Origin of the sequence: Micromonospora sp. NPDC049903, assembly GCF_044460945.1 — a bacterium.
GTDB lineage: Bacteria > Actinomycetota > Actinomycetes > Mycobacteriales > Micromonosporaceae > Micromonospora.
On sequence record NZ_JBITKL010000004.1, the window covers coordinates 260,613 to 277,974 of the forward strand.

The 17,362-nt window shown below is 71.1% G+C and carries 18 protein-coding genes and 1 tRNA gene; 11 read left to right on the forward strand and 8 right to left on the reverse strand.

Translation table 11 applies throughout. The features are described from left to right. Positions 1 to 241 precede the first annotated feature (241 nt). Positions 242 to 766 carry a MarR family winged helix-turn-helix transcriptional regulator gene (locus ACIBO1_RS10815; protein ID WP_396743902.1) on the reverse strand — a complete coding sequence of 175 codons (525 nt, stop codon included), beginning with the start codon at positions 764 to 766 and terminating at the stop codon, positions 242 to 244. Between the two features lie 104 nt (positions 767 to 870). Between ACIBO1_RS10815 and ACIBO1_RS10820 the strand changes: the two genes are divergently transcribed. Then, a complete protein-coding gene (locus ACIBO1_RS10820; RefSeq protein WP_396743905.1) occupies positions 871 to 1,452 on the forward strand; it encodes a YceI family protein in 582 nt (193 codons plus the stop codon). Between the two features lie 304 nt (positions 1,453 to 1,756). Further along, a complete protein-coding gene (locus ACIBO1_RS10825) occupies positions 1,757 to 3,235 on the forward strand; it encodes a glutamate--cysteine ligase (RefSeq protein WP_396743907.1) in 1,479 nt (492 codons plus the stop codon). Between the two features lie 42 nt (positions 3,236 to 3,277). On the opposite strand, the gene ACIBO1_RS10830 is transcribed toward ACIBO1_RS10825, so the two are convergent. Then, positions 3,278 to 4,816 carry a hypothetical protein gene (locus ACIBO1_RS10830; protein ID WP_396743910.1) on the reverse strand — a complete coding sequence of 513 codons (1,539 nt, stop codon included), beginning with the start codon at positions 4,814 to 4,816 and terminating at the stop codon, positions 3,278 to 3,280. Positions 4,817 to 4,938: 122 nt separating this feature from the next. Here ACIBO1_RS10830 and ACIBO1_RS10835 point away from each other — a divergent pair, with 122 nt between their 5' ends. Both ACIBO1_RS10835 and ACIBO1_RS10840 read left to right on the forward strand, forming a co-directional pair. Next, positions 4,939 to 5,616 carry a PASTA domain-containing protein gene (locus ACIBO1_RS10835; protein WP_396743913.1) on the forward strand — a complete coding sequence of 226 codons (678 nt, stop codon included), beginning with the start codon at positions 4,939 to 4,941 and terminating at the stop codon, positions 5,614 to 5,616. A gap of 102 nt (positions 5,617 to 5,718) precedes the next feature. Then, entirely contained in the window at positions 5,719 to 6,510 is a 792-nt protein-coding gene (locus ACIBO1_RS10840; protein WP_396743916.1) for a PASTA domain-containing protein, read from the forward strand. A gap of 7 nt (positions 6,511 to 6,517) precedes the next feature. Here the strand turns inward: ACIBO1_RS10840 and ACIBO1_RS10845 are convergent, their stop codons facing one another. Both ACIBO1_RS10845 and ACIBO1_RS10850 read right to left on the reverse strand, forming a co-directional pair. Continuing rightward, positions 6,518 to 6,958, reverse strand: a complete 441-nt coding sequence (locus ACIBO1_RS10845; RefSeq protein WP_396743919.1) for a hypothetical protein — start codon at positions 6,956 to 6,958, stop codon at positions 6,518 to 6,520. Positions 6,959 to 7,059: 101 nt separating this feature from the next. After that, the gene (locus ACIBO1_RS10850) at positions 7,060 to 7,350 is read right to left on the reverse strand and encodes a hypothetical protein (protein WP_396743922.1); all 291 of its coding nucleotides are present in this window, start codon (positions 7,348 to 7,350) and stop codon (positions 7,060 to 7,062) included. A gap of 564 nt (positions 7,351 to 7,914) precedes the next feature. On the opposite strand from ACIBO1_RS10850, the gene ACIBO1_RS10855 reads away from it, so the two are divergent. The 3 genes from ACIBO1_RS10855 (at position 7,915) to ACIBO1_RS10865 (ending at position 9,575) form a co-directional block, all read left to right on the forward strand. Beyond that, on the forward strand, positions 7,915 to 8,796 hold the full coding sequence (locus tag ACIBO1_RS10855; RefSeq protein ID WP_350697921.1) for a helix-turn-helix transcriptional regulator: 882 nt from the start codon (positions 7,915 to 7,917) through the stop codon (positions 8,794 to 8,796). Then, on the forward strand, positions 8,766 to 8,987 hold the full coding sequence (locus ACIBO1_RS10860) for a DUF397 domain-containing protein (protein WP_131051387.1): 222 nt from the start codon (positions 8,766 to 8,768) through the stop codon (positions 8,985 to 8,987). The genes ACIBO1_RS10855 and ACIBO1_RS10860 overlap by 31 nt, the downstream gene beginning before the upstream one ends. A gap of 192 nt (positions 8,988 to 9,179) precedes the next feature. Continuing rightward, complete coding sequence (locus ACIBO1_RS10865) at positions 9,180 to 9,575, forward strand: hypothetical protein (RefSeq protein WP_350697920.1); 396 nt, start codon at positions 9,180 to 9,182, stop codon at positions 9,573 to 9,575. Here the strand turns inward: ACIBO1_RS10865 and ACIBO1_RS10870 are convergent. After that, positions 9,543 to 10,145, reverse strand: coding sequence for a hypothetical protein (locus tag ACIBO1_RS10870; protein ID WP_396743926.1), 603 nt, complete (start codon positions 10,143 to 10,145; stop codon positions 9,543 to 9,545). The genes ACIBO1_RS10865 and ACIBO1_RS10870 overlap by 33 nt on opposite strands. A 221-nt stretch (positions 10,146 to 10,366) precedes the next feature. Between ACIBO1_RS10870 and ACIBO1_RS10875 the strand changes: the two genes are divergently transcribed. Next, on the forward strand, positions 10,367 to 12,241 hold the full coding sequence (locus ACIBO1_RS10875) for a S8 family peptidase (RefSeq protein WP_396743928.1): 1,875 nt from the start codon (positions 10,367 to 10,369) through the stop codon (positions 12,239 to 12,241). Positions 12,242 to 12,305: 64 nt separating this feature from the next. On the opposite strand, the gene ACIBO1_RS10880 is transcribed toward ACIBO1_RS10875, so the two are convergent. The 3 genes from ACIBO1_RS10880 to ACIBO1_RS10890 form a co-directional block, all read right to left on the reverse strand. Continuing rightward, complete coding sequence (locus ACIBO1_RS10880) at positions 12,306 to 13,103, reverse strand: WecB/TagA/CpsF family glycosyltransferase (protein ID WP_396743931.1); 798 nt, start codon at positions 13,101 to 13,103, stop codon at positions 12,306 to 12,308. Beyond that, positions 13,100 to 14,215: an NAD-dependent epimerase/dehydratase family protein gene (locus ACIBO1_RS10885; protein ID WP_396743933.1), complete on the reverse strand. Its 1,116-nt coding sequence runs from the start codon at positions 14,213 to 14,215 to the stop codon at positions 13,100 to 13,102. Before ACIBO1_RS10885 ends, ACIBO1_RS10880 begins: the two co-directional genes overlap by 4 nt. Positions 14,216 to 14,280: 65 nt before the next feature. Next, positions 14,281 to 14,366: transfer RNA gene (locus ACIBO1_RS10890), tRNA-Leu, on the reverse strand. A 227-nt stretch (positions 14,367 to 14,593) separates the two neighbouring features. Here ACIBO1_RS10890 and ACIBO1_RS10895 point away from each other — a divergent pair. Genes ACIBO1_RS10895 through ACIBO1_RS10905 form a run of 3 tightly spaced genes read left to right on the forward strand, consistent with a single transcriptional unit; the run spans position 14,594 to position 17,352 of the window. Further along, a complete protein-coding gene (locus ACIBO1_RS10895; protein ID WP_131051381.1) occupies positions 14,594 to 15,388 on the forward strand; it encodes a DUF3662 and FHA domain-containing protein in 795 nt (264 codons plus the stop codon). Positions 15,389 to 15,394: 6 nt separating this feature from the next. Next, positions 15,395 to 15,883, forward strand: a complete 489-nt coding sequence (locus ACIBO1_RS10900) for an FHA domain-containing protein (protein ID WP_111242783.1) — start codon at positions 15,395 to 15,397, stop codon at positions 15,881 to 15,883. After that, complete coding sequence (locus tag ACIBO1_RS10905) at positions 15,880 to 17,352, forward strand: PP2C family protein-serine/threonine phosphatase (RefSeq protein WP_396743937.1); 1,473 nt, start codon at positions 15,880 to 15,882, stop codon at positions 17,350 to 17,352. Before ACIBO1_RS10900 ends, ACIBO1_RS10905 begins: the two co-directional genes overlap by 4 nt. The last annotated feature ends 10 nt before the right edge of the window (positions 17,353 to 17,362 follow it).

Below are 17,362 nucleotides of genomic sequence, written 5' to 3' on the forward strand. Positions count from 1 at the left end.
GTGGCGCGGGCGAGGAAGCCCCCTGTTACCACCCCTCGCTCATCGCCCGCGCCGATTCCCCCCAATGCGCCCCCGCTGCAGCGAGATTAGCGAGCGACCACCGCGAGGTCTGTCTGCTTTACGGTGATATGGCCGGTTCCTCGCCTGGTTCTGCCGGTCCTTCTGCCGGTGCGGTCACGCTCGGGTGTGCGGACCGGCACCGAAGGTCGGACCGGTGCGCCCGGGCGAGGTGTCGCCCCGCTCAGCACGGGGACGAATCAGGTGTTTTCCGGGTCACTTCCTCGTCCGGGGCGGCGTCGCTGCTGCCGGCGGTCGCGCAGGGATGAACGGCGTCGCGAATCTGCCGCAGACCGTCCAGCAGTGCGTTCAGCGCCGCCGGGTCGAGTTGCCCGGTGAACCAGTCCTCGATGAGTTGAAGGTGGCCGGGCAGGCTCTCGTCGAGCCGGCGCAGGCCGGCGGGGGTCACCACGGCGTACGAGCTGCGTCGGTCGGAGGGGCAGGCGCTTCGGGTGATCAGGCCGTCGCGTTCCATCCGGTCCACGACCCGGGTGACGCCGCTGGTGGAGAGCGACGTCTGCGCGGCGAGGTCGGTCATCCGCAGCTGGTTGCCGGGCGAGCGGGTGAGCCGGGTCAGCACCTCGAACTCCACCGCTGACAGCCCGTGCTCGTCGAGTTGCGTGGCGAAGCGGGCGGAGAGGCCCGCGTGCACCTCGAAGAGGAGGCCGACAGCGGTGATCCGAGGGTCGTCGAACACGTTCGGGTTCACCGGCCCATCCTATCAGTACTTGACACACGGAATATTGCTACGACTATAGTTGCTGTCGCAGTCGTTGGGCTACTAAACAATCTCTTTCCGGAGGGCAGTCTCTCATGACCAGCAGCACCGAGCCGGTTACCCGCGAGTGGAACGGCCTCACCATCCCGGCGGCCGGCACCTACCTGCTGGACGCGGCGCACAAGCGCGTGGGCTTCGTCGCCCGGCACATGATGGTAAGCAAGGTTCGCGGTGAGTTCGCCGACGCCGAGGCCACCATCACCATCGCCGAGGAGCCCCTCGGGTCCACGGTCAGCGCCACCATCCAGGCCGCCAGCATCAACACCGCGCAGGCCGACCGGGACGCGCACCTGCGCAGCCCGGAGTTCCTCGACGCCGAGCAGTTCCCCACCCTGGAGTACCGCAGCACCGGCGTGAAGTCGCACGAGGGCAACGAGTTCGTGCTCGACGGTGAGCTGACCATCAAGGGCGTGACGCGTCCGGTGGAGCTGAAGGTCGAGTTCGAGGGCGTCGGCCGCAGCCCGTTCGGCCAGGACATCTTCGGCTTCTCGGCGAGCACCGAGATCGACCGGGAGGACTTCGGTCTGACCTGGAACGTCGCCCTGGAGTCCGGCGGCGTACTGGTCGGCAAGAAGGTCAAGATCGAGATCGAGGGCGAGGGCATTCGCCAGTCCTGATCGTCCCCGTACGCCGACGGGCCCGCGCCGACCGCGCGGGCCCGTCGGCGTTCCGGTGACGGTCGCGGTGCGGTTTGTCACAGGTTGTTAGCAGGGGGTGGGTGGCGCGACGGACCCGGCCGGGTAGGAATGCCCGCGGGAGCGGCTCACCCGCCCCGTCGATGGGTCCGACCCACCCGCAAGGCGGGTGGACTGCGGCAATGGACCGATCTTCGGGCCATCCGGTTCGGCGCTTTCACCGAGTATGGTTCACACTGCGCTGCGGAACGGCACCGTTCCGTCGCGTCGCGCGCCGGGAGGAAACATGGGCAGGGACGTCGACCGAGCCGCCTTCTCCCGTGAGGATCGGATCCGGTACCGCCAGAAGGTCCGCCGCTGTCTGGACGTCTTCGCGTTGATGCTGGACGACTTCGGGTTCGACGCCGACCGACCGATGACCGGGCTGGAGATCGAGCTCAACCTGGTCGACCCGCTCGCCGAGCCGGCGATGCGCAACGAGGAGATCCTCGCCGCCATAGCCGATCCGTTGTTCCAGACCGAGTTGGGCCAGTTCAACCTGGAGTTGAACGCCAACCCCCGGCTCATCTCCAACGGCGGGTTCGCCGACTACGAGCGTGACCTGCGCGGCAGCCTGGACCGGGCGAACGAGCGGGCGGCCCGCTCGGACACCCGGATCGTCCTGGTCGGCATCCTGCCCACGCTGACCGAGCGCCACCTGGTCGCCGACAACCTCTCCACCAACGAGCGGTACCGAGTCCTCAACGACCAGATCGTCGGTGCCCGGGGCGAGGACATCGAACTCGACATCCGCGGCGTCGAACGCCTGCGTACGCACACCGACTCGATCGCGCCGGAGGCCGCCTGCACCAGCCTCCAGTTCCACCTCCAGGTCGCGCCGGACAGCTTCGCCGACTACTGGAACGCCTCCCAGGCCATCGCCGGAGTGCAGGTGGCGGTGGGCGCGAACTCACCCTTCCTGTACGGCCGCCAACTCTGGGCGGAGACCCGGATCGCCCTGTTCGAGCAGGCCACCGACACCCGGCCGGACGAGCTGAAGGCACAGGGCGTACGACCCCGGGTCTGGTTCGGGGAACGCTGGATCACGTCCATCTTCGACCTGTTCGAGGAGAACGTCCGCTACTTCCCGCCGCTGCTGCCGATCTGCGAGACCGAGGACCCGGTGGAGGTGCTGCACGCGGGCGGCGTACCGGAGCTTGCGGAGTTGCGCCTGCACAACGGCACCGTCTACCGCTGGAACCGGCCGGTCTACGACATCATGGACGGCCGTCCGCACCTGCGGGTGGAGAACCGGGTGCTGCCCGCCGGGCCGACCGTGGTCGACATGCTGGCCAACGCGGCCTTCTACTTCGGGCTGGCCCGTGGCCTGGCCGAGGCCGACCGGCCGATCTGGAGCCAGCTCACCTTCAGCTCCGCCGAGGAGAACTTCCACGCCGCCGCCCGACGGGGCATGGACGCCGTGCTGCACTGGCCACGGGTCGGTGAGGTGCCGGTCACCACGCTGGTGCTGGACGTCCTGCTGCCGATCGCCGCCGCCGGGCTCGACGGGTTCGGGGTGTCTCCGGCGGAGCGGGACCGCCTGCTCGGCATCATCGAGCAGCGCTGCCGTACCGGACGCAACGGTGCGGTCTGGCAGACCGCAGCGGTGTGGGCCGCCGAGCGGCAACACGGCCTGGACCGGACCGCCGCCCTGCACCACATGCTCCAGCGCTATGCCGAGTTGCAGCGCACCAACGAGCCGGTGCACACCTGGCCCATCGACTGACTTTCGCGACGACGCCGAGCAATCCGGCGCGTACGGCCGGGGTCAGCGGCTGCGGCGGCCCCGTCGACCGGTGCCCTCGGGTGGGGTGTCGGTGCCGGACGAGCCGCCGTCCGACGGCGTGGTGGCAGAGGTGGGCGACGTCGACGCCCCGTCCGGGGCCGGTGCACCGCCCGGGGAGGCCGGAGTGGCGGGTGCACCGTCGTCACCGGCCGACCCACTCCGCCCGCTGTCCGTGCCGCTCCTGGCGCCGAGCCGCCGCCGGGCCGGGCTGGTGCTCCGGGTGGCGGCGGGTACGGGTTCCTTGTCGGCGGCTCCCACCGGCCCGTCGACCGCCGTCGCCGCCGGGTCGGGCGAGGTCGGGTCGGCTGCGGTCGAGCCGGGCGTCGTACGGGTGCGTGCGCCGCTGTCGTCGACCACCGGCGCGGTAGCCCTGTCGTCGGCCGCCACGCGTTGCCGGGGCACCCGGGACGCGTCGCCGGTGGGCGGCAGCTCCTGCCTGCGCCGGGCGGCCCGCTGGGCGAGCGCCGCGACCAGGACCGACCCGCCGATGCCGACGATCACCGCGTACGGGGCGATCAGGTGGGCCGACACCTGCTCCGGGCTGATCGCGGTCAGCCGCGGCACGGCCAGGAAGTAGGCGACGGCCACCAGCAGCGGCCCGGCGGCACCGGACGCGGTCGCGCCGACCCGCCGGTGGGCCGGACGTACGCCGTGGCGGGCGGCCAGTGCGCCGATCAGCAGCGCCGAGCCGAGCGAGAGGACCGCCCCGGGCCAGTAGAAGTAGTCGCGGACCCAGAACTGGGGGTTGTCCGAGCTGAGTTGCCAGATGCCGAGCTGGGCCGTGGTGAGTCCGCGACCGGCGAGCACCGAGTCGACCACGGCGACCACGGCGAGCAGCCAGAGCCAACCGGCGGTGGCGATGACGTTGGTGGCGGCGGCGCGGCACCGCAGTGCCCAGACCGCCACCAGCACTCCGACCAGTACGCCGATCGCGGCGTAGCCGGCGGCCATGTTCCGTGGGGACGGGGTGTCCGGCACCTCCGCCACCCGTGCCGGCACGGCGACCAGCAGCACGGTGATCAGGGCGCCCAGCCCGGCGGCACCGGCCAGCGCGATCCACCAGAGGCCACCGCCGTCACCGACCTCCCTCGACCCGGCGGCATGGGATCGAACGTCGTCGGACCGGACGGTGTCGGTCCGAGCGGTGTCGGTCCGAGCGGTGTCGGTCCGAGCGGTGTCGGCCCCGACCGTCTCGGTCTGCGGGGCGGTGGCGGCCGACGGGACGGCCCCGGTGGGCGTACCGGCGTCGGGGGGTGCGATGGTCGGACCGGATGCGGGGTGCGGGCCGGTGCGGCGGTCGCGTAGGCGTTGCGCGCAGACCGCGCCGAAGATCGTCGAGGTGGCGGCGATCCAGGTGGCCCAGATCAGGCTCGCCACCCAGGCCGCGGTGCCGGCGGTCGCCTCGGTCGGTGCCCAGTTGAGAATGCCCAGGCCGTATCCGAAGCCCAGTTGGGCGGCCCCGGCGCCGGCTGCCACGCCGGCCGCGGTGGCGATCGATCCTCCCCAGCCCTGTCTGGCCATGCCGGGCAGCGTAACGTCCTGTGGTCGGTGCGGCGAGTCGTGTGCGGCACCCGGCGGCAACGGTGACGGACAGTGCTTGGCGTCGGCGACTACGGTCGTCGGTGATAGGGCGGTGGGCGGAGATGACGGACGGATCCACGGACCGGGACGAGGTGCGCTCCGGCACCGGCCCGGACCGCGCGAAGGTGGTGATCGGCGGCGGCCTCGCGGCGGCACTCCTCGCCGTCATCGGGGCGACCGGCGGATGGGTGCTGGCCGGCGACCAGAAGTCGTCGCGCGGCCCGACACTCGACGCGAGCGGCAGCCGGGCCCCGACCTCCGAAGGTTCGCCGACACCGCGCGAGCGGCCGACGACGGCAGCGACCAGCCAGTCCCCCCGGCCCGCGCCGAACCGCACCGGCCTGACGGTGCCGGAACTCGTCGGCATGGACTTCGAGGAGGCCCGGGAGGAGCTACGGGACCGAGGGCTGGGCTGGCAGTTCGTCTTCGGCAGCGGCGACAGTTCCAGCGTGCGCAGCACCGAGCCGGCCGGTGGTTCACCGGTGAAGCGTGGGACCACCGTGAAGGTCACCGTGACCGGCGCCGCACCGGAGAGTTCGGTACCGGACCTGATCGGTGACTCGTGTGGTGAGGCACGGGACGAACTCACCGACGACGGCTTCTATCCGCGGTACCCCACCGGTAGGTCCGGCACGGTCACCGCCCAGAACCCGACCGCCGGCTCCGTCGGGCGATGGAACGACGTGGTCCAGATCTGGTGCGGCACGACCCCGAGCCCGGAGGCCAGCGAAGAGTCGTAGTGACGCGCGTCCGACACGCTGATGCCGGCCGATGGCCCGACGAACCGTTAGGTTGACCGTCGAGGGCCATGCCGCCCGCCGGACCGGCGGAAAGGACGTGCGATGAGCGACGACCGCCAGGAGCCGCCCGGGGACGAGTCGGACGACCGGACCCGTGCGATTCCGCCGGCCACCGGACGTCCCGACGAGACCGCTCCGCTGGACCGTACGCCCGGTGACACCGCAGCCGACGCGACCGCGCCGTGGGGGCGTACGCCCGGGGAGCCCGCACCGGCGGACGCGACCGCGCCGTTGCCCCCGACGCAGCGGTCCGGCTCGCCGGCGTGGTCGGGGCGGGCGGAGGTGCCGTCGGTCCGGCCGGGTTTCGAGGGTGAGCCGGTCGGTGGCGACTGGTACCCCGACGACCAGGGGAGCCGGCGCTGGTGGTTGCCGATTCTCTGGGGTGTCGTCCTGCTGCTCCTGCTCGGCCTGCTCGGTCTGGGCCTGTGGCTGGTGCGGCAGGCGTTGGACGAGGACGGGGCGACGCCACCGTCCCCGCAGCCGACGACGCAGGCGCCGCCGACCACCGCGTCACCGTCGCCGACGACCCGGTCACCGTCACCACCGCCGACCACCAGCGCTGCCCCGGCACAGCTTCCGGTGCCGCCGCTGACCGGGCTCTCCGAGGCGGCCGCGCGGGCGCTGCTGGATCAGCTCGATCTCGGGTACGAGGTGGAGTACCGGCCGTCGGACCAGCCGCCGGGCACGGTGATCGCCACCGAGCCCGGTGCGGGTGAGCTGGTCGAGGCGGGCGACGAGATCAGGCTGGTGGTGGCCACCGCGAGCCCGAGCCCGTCGCCGACGACCGGTGCGCCGACCACCGAGCCGACCGTCACGGTCAGCCCGACCGCCTGAGCGCCGGTCACCACATCCGTCGTCTGGTGCCGACCAGTCCCAGCCCGGCCAGCGAGATCGCCAACCCGAACACGCCGGACCAGAACAGCGAGCGGCTGAGTTCCTGGCGGGGATCCGCGCGGGTGCCGTGGGCCGTCGGGTCCGTCTCCCGGTGCGGGTCGTCGACCGGCGCGGAGCCGCCGTACGCGGCGGCCGGGTCACCGCCCGGCTGGTCGGTCGTGCCGAAACCGTCCCAGCCGCCGGTCACGCCATACGGGCCGACCGGCTCGGTCTGCACGACGGTGATCTCGGGTGCCGGGACCGGCTCGGCCAGCCGGGTGGACGAGAGGGCGGGGTCCCGGAACAGCATCAGCACGGTGGTGGCGGCACCGAGTAGCGCCAGCACTCCGAAGGCGTAGGTGATGCGGGACCGATGGGGCTGTCGCGTGGGCAGATTGACCATGGCCATCCCAGGTTCAGGGCCCGGGACGCGCGGGATGGAGACTTTGCCGGGGTGGGCATACCGATTCTATGGCGTCGGCATGCCCCCACGGCGGCTGTTCGTGATGCTCAGCCGACCCGGACCGGAGTTCGGGTGACCGGCCGGCGGGCCGAGCGGACGGTGTGCGGACGAGGCTGCGGAGCGGCCTGGATCTGTTCCAGACCCGCCCGCTGGACGAAGATCGAACGCCGGTTGACCGCGTCCCCCGCCGCGTTCAACTCGTAGCCTTCGAGCCAGATCCAACCGTCGTAGGTGGGTCGGTCGAGTACCCGGATCACCCGGAACTGAATGGGTTTGCTGCGGAACTGGACACTCGCCGCGCGAGTCACGTGCAGTACGTCACCGGAGCGGGGAAGCACATGGGCTCCTGAGAGGGTTGGCCGACGGGGAAGGCCGGCGGGGGCGAACGGGGGGAGATGCGGCTCCGGCGACGAGGTCGTGTCTCGTGCGCCGGTTCGTGGCGCGGGCGTTGGTCGGTGCCGGGAACGCTGGTGGCGCGCCGCTCGACCGGTGCGGGCTCAGGTGGTGTCGCCGGAGCCGCCGCCGGGGGTGGGCCGGCTCCCACGCGGGGAATCCGGGCCCGTGGCCGACGGTCGGAGGTACGCCCCGTCCGCGCCTCCGCCGTGGAGATCACGGGGGGAGATGACGCGGAGACGGTGCGTAACCCAGGTCATACGGACAGAGTGCATCAGAGAGGTGCTGCATGCAAGTTGCACGTAGACTTTTGCCAATAAGTGAGCGGCTCGCACGAAACGGCGCTTGAACGCGCGACCACCCGAGCGGCACACTGAGGAACGGTCTCGCCGCCGCGGCCGGCCGACGACCGGCACCACCCCCAACGCCGCGAACGCTCGCCAGCCCCGACGGTCGCGCCCGAGGCGGGTGTCGAACCAGCGGCGCGTCGAGGCGAGAGGTGACATCGGGTGAGCGAGCGCCGCAGTCCGACCATCCGGCGGCGCCGGCTCGGCGCGGAACTGCGCCGCCAACGCGAGGCCGCCGGCATCACCATAGAAGCGGTCGCCGAGCAGTTGGAGTGCTCGGCGTCGAAGGTCTCCCGCATCGAGACCGGCCACACCTCCGCCACGCCCCGCGACGTGCGGGACATGCTCCGGATCTACGGTGTGGTCGGCGCCGAGAGCGACGAACTAGTGCAGATCGCCCGCGAGGCGCGACAGAAGGGCTGGTGGCACCCGTACAGCACGGTGTTGGTCGGCGCGTTCGTCGGCCTGGAGGCGGCGGCCAGCTCGATTCGCGCGTACGAGCAGCAGGTGATACCCGGACTGCTGGAGACCGAGGACTACGCCAGCGCGATGATCAAGGCCGCCCGTCCGGACTTCACCCCCGAACAAGTACAGCAACGAGTGCGTGTCCGACTCGGCCGTCAGTCGTTGTTGACCCAGGATGATCCGGTCGATCTGTGGGTGGTGCTCGATGAGGCGGTGCTGAGCCGTCCGGTTGGCGGGGACACGGTCATGCGTGACCAGCTCAAACGATTGGCGGAGGTGGCCCAGCTGCCGAACGTGACGCTCCAGGTCCTGCCGTTCGAGGTGGGAGCGCACGCCGGCATGGACGGCACCTTCACGATCCTCAGCTTCCCCGAACCCGGTGATCCGGATGTCGTGTACGCGGAGAACGCCACGGGTGGGCTCTTCCTGGAGAAGAGCGACGAGCTACAGAAGTACAGCTTCATCTTCGATCACATTCGAGCAGCGGCCCGACGTCCGGAGGAGTCCGTCGAGTACATCGCGAGACTGGCAGAGGAGCCGTTGTGGAAGTGGCGACGCAGGGATTCTCCGTGGACCTGACGCAGGCGACATGGTTCAAGAGCTCGAAGAGCGGCCCGAACTGTGACAACTGCGTGGAGGTGGCGTACGTGACCGGGGCGGTCGGCGTCCGGGATTCGAAGGACAAGGCCGGTCCGGCCCTCGTCTTCGCTCCGGGGCACTGGCACGCCTTCGTCGCCGGCACCAGGGACGGCGCGTTCGGCCGGAGCTGACTGGCGGTAAGCGGTGTGAACGGTCCCCGTCCGGCTCAGCCGGACGGGGACCGTGCGTTACGGCGCCACCCCTCCGGCGCCGCCAGGGCGGCTGCCGTCGCCACATCGACCGTGTCTCGTTGTACCTGTCGGTACGCGCTGGTCGACATCCCCCCGGCAGGGCGGGTAACCGAGCGAGACAGGCGAGACGCAATGACAAGTATCGGATCAGAGAACATCAGCAACGGTCCCGCGAAGGCGGAGCGGTTCGGCGGCCAGTACCGCGGCGCCCGCCGGGACAGCATGTTGAGCGAGGTGCCGCCGGACGGTGAACGCGGCGGGCGGGACGTCCGGGGCGAGGCGGCGCAGTCGCAGCACGCCCCACCGTCCCTGGACCCGAACCCGCTCACCGAGGGATCGTTTCCGCCGCCGGGATGGCCGATGACGGAGAATCCCTCCCTCGTGGACCATCCGCTCATGCACGGGCTCATGATGGAGTTGCCACCGCGCGGCAGCGTGCCGCCACCGGGCTGGCTGGACCGCTGGTTCGAGGCGACCCGGGCGATCCTGGAACTGCTATACGTGCAGGGCTCGGGCCGGCTGCGCTGAGGCCGCCGCCCGCTCCGGCATGGCCAACTCGGCGAGTCGGTTGTGCCGCAGCGCATGGCGTACGCCGATGGCCGCGACGCCCAACGCCCCCACGGTGACCGCCGGTCCGGCGGCATCGGGCCCGAGGAACTGACCGGCACCGCTCGCCGCGATCAGAGCCGGCAGCAGCGCCAGCCCGGTCACCTGCAACGGCAGGCCGATCAGCGGGTGGGCGGCGGCGGCCCGCAACCCGTGCGGGGCTGGGGTCCGGGGAGCCGTGGCGAGCGTGCTGGCTCCGGCCAGCAGCCGGCGTACCCGGCGGACCGTGCAGATCGCCACCACGGCGGCGGGTACGGCGGCCAGCGTGAGTCCGCTCGCGGCCCGGTCGGCCAGGGTGGCCCCGGGAGTGCTCAGTCCGGCGATCGGCAGCGCCACCGTCAGGGCGAGCCCCACCCCGGTCAGGCCGAGCAACCAGCCGGTGTGTCGGCGCAGTCCGCGGGCGTGGGTCATCCGGGGCAGCCCGTCCGCGAGGTATCCGGCGACCCACCAGACGGTGGCGACCGGGAGCAGGAGGGCGAGATGGCTCTGCATGCCCATCAGACTTGCCCGATTTCCGCGCTCGCGAATCCGGGCCCGCCCCCCGTTCGTCCCGTACCCGGTCCCCGTAGGGGGGCCATCGCACCGGCGTGATGGGAGATCCGGCATGTTTATCTGCCCGCGGGCGCACCACTACTCTCACCTCGATCGGCATTCATCGATCAACCTGCCACGAACGGGTAGACGATCGGTGCCGGTCGGAGGGAGGTAGGAAGATGGCTCTTCCACACAGGTCCGTACTCGTCGGCCTGGCCGCGCTGGCCATGGTCGCCACGGCCACCCCGGCCATGGCGGCCGAGCCGGTCGGCACGATCAGGAGCGCCGGCGGTGCCACCGCCGTCGAGGGAAGCTACATCGTCGTGTTCAAGGACGCCGAGGTGGGCCGCAGCGCCGTCGGGTCGTCGGTGGACCGGCTGCTGCGTCGGCACGGCGGCAGCACGGCCCGCACCTACACCACGGCGGTACGCGGCGCGGAACTCCGGGTCAGCGCCAAGGCTGCGGCGCGAATCGCCGCCGACCCGGCGGTGGCGTACGTCGAGCAGAACCACACCGTCACGATCAGCGGCACCCAGGCGAACCCCCCGTCCTGGGGTCTGGACCGGATCGACCAGCGGAACCTGCCGCTGAACAGCTCCTACACCTACCCGAACACCGCCTCGAACGTCACCTCGTACGTCATCGACACCGGCATCCGGACGACCCACTCCGACTTCGGCGGCCGGGCGACCTGGGGCACCAACACCGTCGACACCAACAACACCGACTGCAACGGCCACGGCACCCACGTCGCCGGTACGGTCGGCGGCACCGCGTACGGCGTCGCCAAGGCCACCCGGCTGGTGGCGGTCAAGGTGCTGAACTGCCAGGGCAGCGGCACCAACGCCGGAGTCATCGCCGGCATCGACTGGGTCACCGCGAACGCGGTCAAGCCGGCCGTCGCCAACATGAGCCTGGGCGGCGGGGCGAACACCTCGGTCGACAACGCGGTGATCAACTCGATCAACGCCGGCATCACCTACGCGGTGGCCGCCGGTAACGGCAACGCGCTCGGCCAGCGGCAGAACGCCTGCAACTACTCGCCGGCCCGGGCCGCTCCGGCGATCACCGTCGGCGCCACCCAGAACAACGACGCCGCCGCGAGCTTCTCCAACTTCGGCACCTGCGTGGACATCCTCGCGCCGGGCGTGAGCATCACGTCGGCCTGGCACACCGGCGACACCGCGACCAACTCGATCAGCGGTACGTCGATGGCCTCACCGCACGTGGCCGGCGTCGCCGCGCTGGTGCTGTCGGCCAACCCGTCGTGGACCCCGCAGCAGGTCCGGGACTACCTGGTGGCCAACTCGACCCCGAACGTGGTCACGAACGTGGGCACCGGGACCCCGAACCAACTGCTGTACGTGGTCAACGGCGACACCCCGCCGCCGACCAACGACTTCTCGGTCTCGGTGTCGCCGACCTCCGGCTCCACCGCGCCCGGCGGCTCGGTGACCGCGAGCGTGGCCACCGCGACCACCAACGGGTCGGCGCAGTCGGTGAGCCTCTCGGCGAGCGGCCTGCCGTCCGGGGCCACCGCCTCGTTCAGCCCGGCCACCGTCACCTCCGGCGGGTCGTCGACGCTGACCGTCACCACCTCGGCCAGCACCCCCGCCGGCACGTACCCGGTGACGGTGACCGGCAGCGCCGCGTCCGGCAGCAAGACCGCGACGTTCTCGCTGACGGTGACCGGCAGCGGCAGCGGCGGCTGCACGGGCACCAACGGCACCGACGTGGCGATCCCGGACGCCGGCTCGGCGGTGACCAGCTCGATCACCATCGCCGGCTGCAACCGGAACGCCGCGTCGAACTCGACCGTCGCGGTGAACATCGTGCACACCTACCGTGGTGACCTGGTCGTCGACCTGCTCGCCCCGGACGGGTCGTCCTACCGCCTGAAGAACAGCAGCATCCTCGACGGCGCGGACAACGTGATCGCCACCTACACGGTGAACCTCTCCGCCGAGGCGGCGAACGGCACCTGGCGGCTCCAGGTGCGGGACGTCTACAGCGGAGACACCGGCTACGTGAACACCTGGACGCTGACCCTCTGACGTCCGCAACGGCATCGGGCCCCCGGCATCACGCCAGGGGCCCGGTGGTCGTTCGACGCCTCGGTCAGACCGCGAACGTGTTCGGACGCTCGGTGGCCGGGGCCGGCGGCCGGGCCTTCCACAGCCCGGTCTTCTGCGCGAACAGCCGGCCGAGGTACGCCGGGTTGAGGATCACGTAGCGGCGCCAGAGCCGCTTCGGCTCCAGCCCGAGCCGCCAGAACCACTCCAGCCCGGCCCGCTGCATCCACGGCGGCGGCTGACGCAGCAGACCGGCGTGGTAGTCGAAGGCCGCGCCGACCGCCATCATCGGCATGTCCAGCAGCGGACGCATCGCGTACGTGAAGACCTCCTGGCGCGGGCAGCCGAGCCCGACCAGGACGAGCCGGGCGCCGCTGGCCTTGATCCGGTCGGCGATCTCGACGTCCTCGCCCGGCTGCACGGCGCGGAACTTCGACGCCTCCACCCCGGCGATCTTCAGCGCCGGGAACATCCGCTCCAGCTCCGGGATCAGCCGGGCCAGCGTCTCGTCGGTCGAGCCGTACAGGTAGACCGGCAGGCCCTCGTCGGCGAAGCGGGAGAGCACGTGCAGGGTCAGCAGCGGCCCGTACACCCGGTCGGTGAGGCCGGCGCCGTGCAGCAGGTTCAACGCCCAGCGCACCGGCTGGCCGTCCGGGGTCACCACGTCGAACGAGTTGAGTCGGGCGTTGTGCGGCGGGTCCAGCACACCGGTCATCACGCCGTGCACGGCCAGCGCGGTCAACGCCATCGGACGACGGTCCTGCGCGGCGGCCACCACCCGCTCGGTCGCCTCGGCGTAGTTCGTGGCGTCGACGAGCACGCCGAGGACGTTCTTCTTGGTCATGCTCCCGGCACCCACTTGTCCACGTTGGCCTCGTAGATCTCACGCATGATCATGGGTACGTCGTAGACCTGCTTCCAGTCCGGGTAGTCGGCCTGGAACGCCTCGTTGGAGCCGATCCACCACTTGTGGTCGCCGACCCGGTTGGCCTCGACGTACTCCGAGATCATCTCTTGCCCGGTGATCCGCTCGGCCTCGGTGAACGCCTCCCGCATGGAGGTGTTGGAGTGCCGGCCGCCGCCGAGGTTGTACACCGCCGCCGAGCGCGGGTTGCGGAAGAACGCCTCGAACGCGGAGACCACGTCCGAGCTGTGGATCGCGTCCCGCACCTGCTTGCCCTGGTAGCCGTAGATCTTGTACGTCCGGCGCTCCATGTTGCAGCGCATCACGTACGCCAGGAAGCCGTGCAGTTCGGTGGCCGAGTGGGCCGGGCCGGTCAGCGTCCCACCCCGGAAGCAGGCGGTCTTCATGTCGAAGTAGCGGCCGTACTCCTGCACCATCACGTCGGCGGCGACCTTGGAGGCGCCGAAGATGGAGTGCAGGCAGGCGTCGATCGACATGTCCTCGCGGATGCCCTGCTCGTACGGGTGGCCCGGCTCGATCTCCCACCGGGTCTCCAGCTCGACCAGGGGCAGGCTGTTCGGCCGGTCGCCGTAGACCTTGTTCGTCGAGCAGTGGATGACCGGCGCCTCCACGCAGTGTTCCCGGACGCTCTGCAGGACGTTCAGGGTGCCGGCGGCGTTCACGTCGAAGTCGGTGAACGGGTCACGCACCGCCCAGTCGTGCGAGGGCTGCGCGGCCGTGTGGATGACCACGGCGACGTCCCGGCCGTACCGCTTGAAGAGCGCGCCGAGCGCGCTGCGGTCGCGGATGTCGATGCTGTGGTGCGAGTACCTCTCACCCAGCTCGTCGGTCAGCCGGCGGACGTTCCAGGCGGTTGACGCCTCCTCGCCGAAGAACTCCTGCCGCATGTCGTTGTCGATGCCGACGACGTCGAGACCGAGGCCGGCGAAGTGCCGGACCGCCTCGGAGCCGATCAGCCCGCCCGAACCGGTCACGAATGCGACACTCACATGCCACTCCTGGTGCGTCGGAGGCAGAAACCATCGGAGCATAGCGTGACGTTTGGTACGCCTCGATACGGAGCGAGGGCCCCGCGTCGCCGCGGAGCCCTCGTCTGTGGTGGGGAAGGGGGGAGTTGAACCCCCACGCCCTTTCGGGCACACGGACCTGAACCGTGCGCGTCTGCCATTCCGCCACTTCCCCGTGGCATGACCTCGGACAGCGTAGCCCGGGCCGGCTTCACCGTCTCCGGCGGACCTCGGCAATGCTACGTGACCTTCGGTCGTTACCGCGAATGGCATTCGCTGCTTCCAGCGGTTACCGTTCGTGGCGGACGAAAGAGTAGCACGACGATTCGAGGCCGTCCGAACGGGCCGTGGCCTGCTGGCCGAGCGGCGTGTGAGCTGCGTGCGCTCTGGACGGATACCATCATGTCCTCGGGACCCGAGGAGGAGCCGGTGAGCGTGCTGCAACGCTTCGAGAAGCGTCTGGAAGGCCTGGTCGAAGGGGCCTTCGCCAAGGTCTTCAAGGGGGTCGTGCACCCCGTGGAGATCCTCAACGCCATGCAGCGAGAGGCCGAGGCGCACAAGGCCATCCTGGCCGGTGGGCGCACGTTGGTGCCGAACCGCTACGTGATCGATCTCTCGCCCTACGACCACAGTCGGCTGGCGCCGTACGCCGCCGCGCTGGCCCAGGAGTTGGCCCAGTCGCAGGCGGAGTTCATCGGCGAGCAGGCCTGGACGGTCTACGGCGACGTGATCGTCGAGATCGAGCGCGGTGAAGGGCTGGACACCGGCATGTTCCGGGTCACCGCCGAGGTCTACACCGGTGGCGAGGTCGCCCCGGTCTCGGCACCCGGTGGCGGGTACGACGCCGGGCCGCCCGGATACCCCTCGTACGACCAGGGCGGCGGCTACGGCCCTCCGCAGGGGCACGGTGGTGGCCGCAACGTCCGGCTGGTCTCCGGTGACGGCCGCACCTACCCGCTCCAGATGGGCTCGACCGTGATCGGTCGGGGCGACCAGGCCAACCTGCGTCTGCCCGACGTCGGCATCTCCCGGCGACACGCCCGGCTGGACTTCGACGGCGGCCAGGTCGTGCTGACCGATCTCGGCTCGACCAACGGCACGATGGTCAACGGCCAGCGGGTCTCCGCCGTGGCGCTGAACCCCGGCGACATGATCCAGCTCGGTACGACCACCCTGACCTTCCGCGTGGACGGCTGACCCGCCTTGCCGGAACTCGTCATCACCGTCGCCCGGTTCGGATTCCTCGTCCTGTTGTGGATCTTCGTGTTCACGGTGGTCGGTGTCATCCGTCGGGACCTGTTCGCAGGGGCCCGTTCGGGTCGGCTGGTGGCCGCACCCCGGGCGGTCGGCGCCTCGACCGGTCAGGCGACGGCGAAGCCGGCGAAGGTGAAGCGGGGACGGGCGGCACACCAGCTCGTGGTGACCGCGGGGCAACTGGCCGGCACCCGGATCACGCTGGGCGAGGCACAGATAACCATCGGTCGGGCCGAGGACTCCACCCTCGTCATCACCGACGACTACGCCTCCGCGCGACACGCCCGACTCGTACCGCGCGACGGACAGTGGTTCGTCGAGGATCTCGGCTCGACTAACGGGACGTACCTCGATCGCGCTAAGGTCACCGGACCGACCCCCGTTCCCCTCGGCGTGCCGATCCGGATCGGCCGCACCTCTCTCGAATTACGGCCATGACTCTGACCCTGCGCTATGCGGCCCACAGCGACCGCGGTCTGATCCGTGACGGTAACCAGGATTCCGTCTACGCCGGACCGCGGCTTCTCGCCGTCGCCGACGGCATGGGCGGCATGGCCGCCGGTGACGTCGCCAGCAACATCGTCATCGGTGCCATGGCGCCGCTCGACGAGGACGTCCCCGGTGACGCCCTCGTCGACGCGTTGCGTTCCGCCGTGAGCACCGCCAACCAGCAGCTCCGCGACACCGTGGAGGCCAACCCACAGCTGGAGGGGATGGGCACCACGCTCACCGCGACCCTCTTCTCCGGCAGCAAGCTGGGCATGGTCCACATCGGTGACTCGCGGGCCTATCTCCTGCGCGACGGCGAGTTCGCGCAGGTCACCAAGGACGACACCTACGTCCAGATGCTCGTCGACGAAGGCCGGATCAGCCCGGAGGAGGCGAGCAGCCACCCCCAGCGCTCGCTGCTCACCCGGGCCCTGGACGGCCGGGACATCGACCCCGAGTACTCCGTGCGCCAGGTGCTCACCGGTGACCGCTACCTGATCTGCTCCGACGGACTCTCCGGCGTGGTCAGTGCGGAGACCATCGCCGAGACCATGCGCGAGTACACCGATCCGCAGCAGTGCGTCGAGCGACTGGTGCAACTCGCTCTGCGCGGCGGCGGCCCGGACAACATCACGGTGATCATCGCGGACGCCACCGACCGGGACATCGTCGAGGCGGCGCCGATCGTCGGCGGCGCGGCGGCTCGCGACCGTGGCATGGCGACCTCGGCCGACGTCTCCACCCCGGCCGCCCGGGCCTCGGCGCTCTCCGCCCCCCGCCCGGCCGTGCCGGAGGAGCCCGCCGGCAACGGCGACGACGAGCCGGAGGCCCGTCGCCGCCCGCTGCGCGCGCTGGCGATGACGACCGCCCTGGCGGTGATTCTCGGCGGCAGCCTCTACGGCGGGTACACCTACACCCAGCGGCAGTACTACGTCGGCGCCACGCAGGACGGCCAGGTGGCCGTGTTCCGTGGCATCCAGGGCCAGATCGCCGGGATGGACCTCTCCACGGTCCACTCCGAGAGCAGCGCCCAGCTCGACGATCTCACCCTCGCCGCGCAGGAGCAGGTCAAGCAGGGCATTCCGGCCAAGAGCGAGCCGGACGCGGCACGCCGGCTGGCCGAGCTGACGGTGGACAGCCCCACCAACGTCAACCTCAAGCCGGTCTGCCCGCCCACCACGAGCCCGCCCCCGAGTCCGACTCCCGACGCGGGCGAGCCCTCGCCGGCACCGGAAGCGCCGAGCGGCTCGCCGAGCCCGGTCGGCAGCGCGTCGGCCTCCGCCACGGGCGCCTCCGCGACTCCACCGGCGCGCCCGTCCGACAACGGGGCGGCGGTCCTGCCCACCGGTACGCCCGACGCCCCGCCCGACACCTTCTCGCCCACCGTCGACCCGGCGGCCTGCCGGTCGCCCGAGTAGGCACCGGCAC

Bases quoted from the DNA above. Each gene is read 5' to 3' on its own strand.
- ACIBO1_RS10830 (WP_396743910.1), bottom strand. From the start codon at position 4,816: ATGGCCAGACAGGGCTGGGGAGGATCGATCGCCACCGCGGCCGGCGTG.
- ACIBO1_RS10880 (WP_396743931.1), bottom strand. From the start codon at position 13,103: ATGACCAAGAAGAACGTCCTCGGCGTGCTCGTCGACGCCACGAACTAC.
- ACIBO1_RS10835 (WP_396743913.1), top strand. From the start codon at position 4,939: ATGACGGACGGATCCACGGACCGGGACGAGGTGCGCTCCGGCACCGGC.
- ACIBO1_RS10870 (WP_396743926.1), bottom strand. From the start codon at position 10,145: ATGCAGAGCCATCTCGCCCTCCTGCTCCCGGTCGCCACCGTCTGGTGG.
- ACIBO1_RS10895 (WP_131051381.1), top strand. From the start codon at position 14,594: ATGTCCTCGGGACCCGAGGAGGAGCCGGTGAGCGTGCTGCAACGCTTC.
- ACIBO1_RS10875 (WP_396743928.1), top strand. From the start codon at position 10,367: ATGGCTCTTCCACACAGGTCCGTACTCGTCGGCCTGGCCGCGCTGGCC.
- ACIBO1_RS10840 (WP_396743916.1), top strand. From the start codon at position 5,719: ATGAGCGACGACCGCCAGGAGCCGCCCGGGGACGAGTCGGACGACCGG.
- ACIBO1_RS10845 (WP_396743919.1), bottom strand. From the start codon at position 6,958: ATGGCCATGGTCAATCTGCCCACGCGACAGCCCCATCGGTCCCGCATC.
- ACIBO1_RS10825 (WP_396743907.1), top strand. From the start codon at position 1,757: ATGGGCAGGGACGTCGACCGAGCCGCCTTCTCCCGTGAGGATCGGATC.
- ACIBO1_RS10820 (WP_396743905.1), top strand. From the start codon at position 871: ATGACCAGCAGCACCGAGCCGGTTACCCGCGAGTGGAACGGCCTCACC.
- ACIBO1_RS10865 (WP_350697920.1), top strand. From the start codon at position 9,180: ATGACAAGTATCGGATCAGAGAACATCAGCAACGGTCCCGCGAAGGCG.
- ACIBO1_RS10885 (WP_396743933.1), bottom strand. From the start codon at position 14,215: ATGCTCCGATGGTTTCTGCCTCCGACGCACCAGGAGTGGCATGTGAGT.
- ACIBO1_RS10905 (WP_396743937.1), top strand. From the start codon at position 15,880: ATGACTCTGACCCTGCGCTATGCGGCCCACAGCGACCGCGGTCTGATC.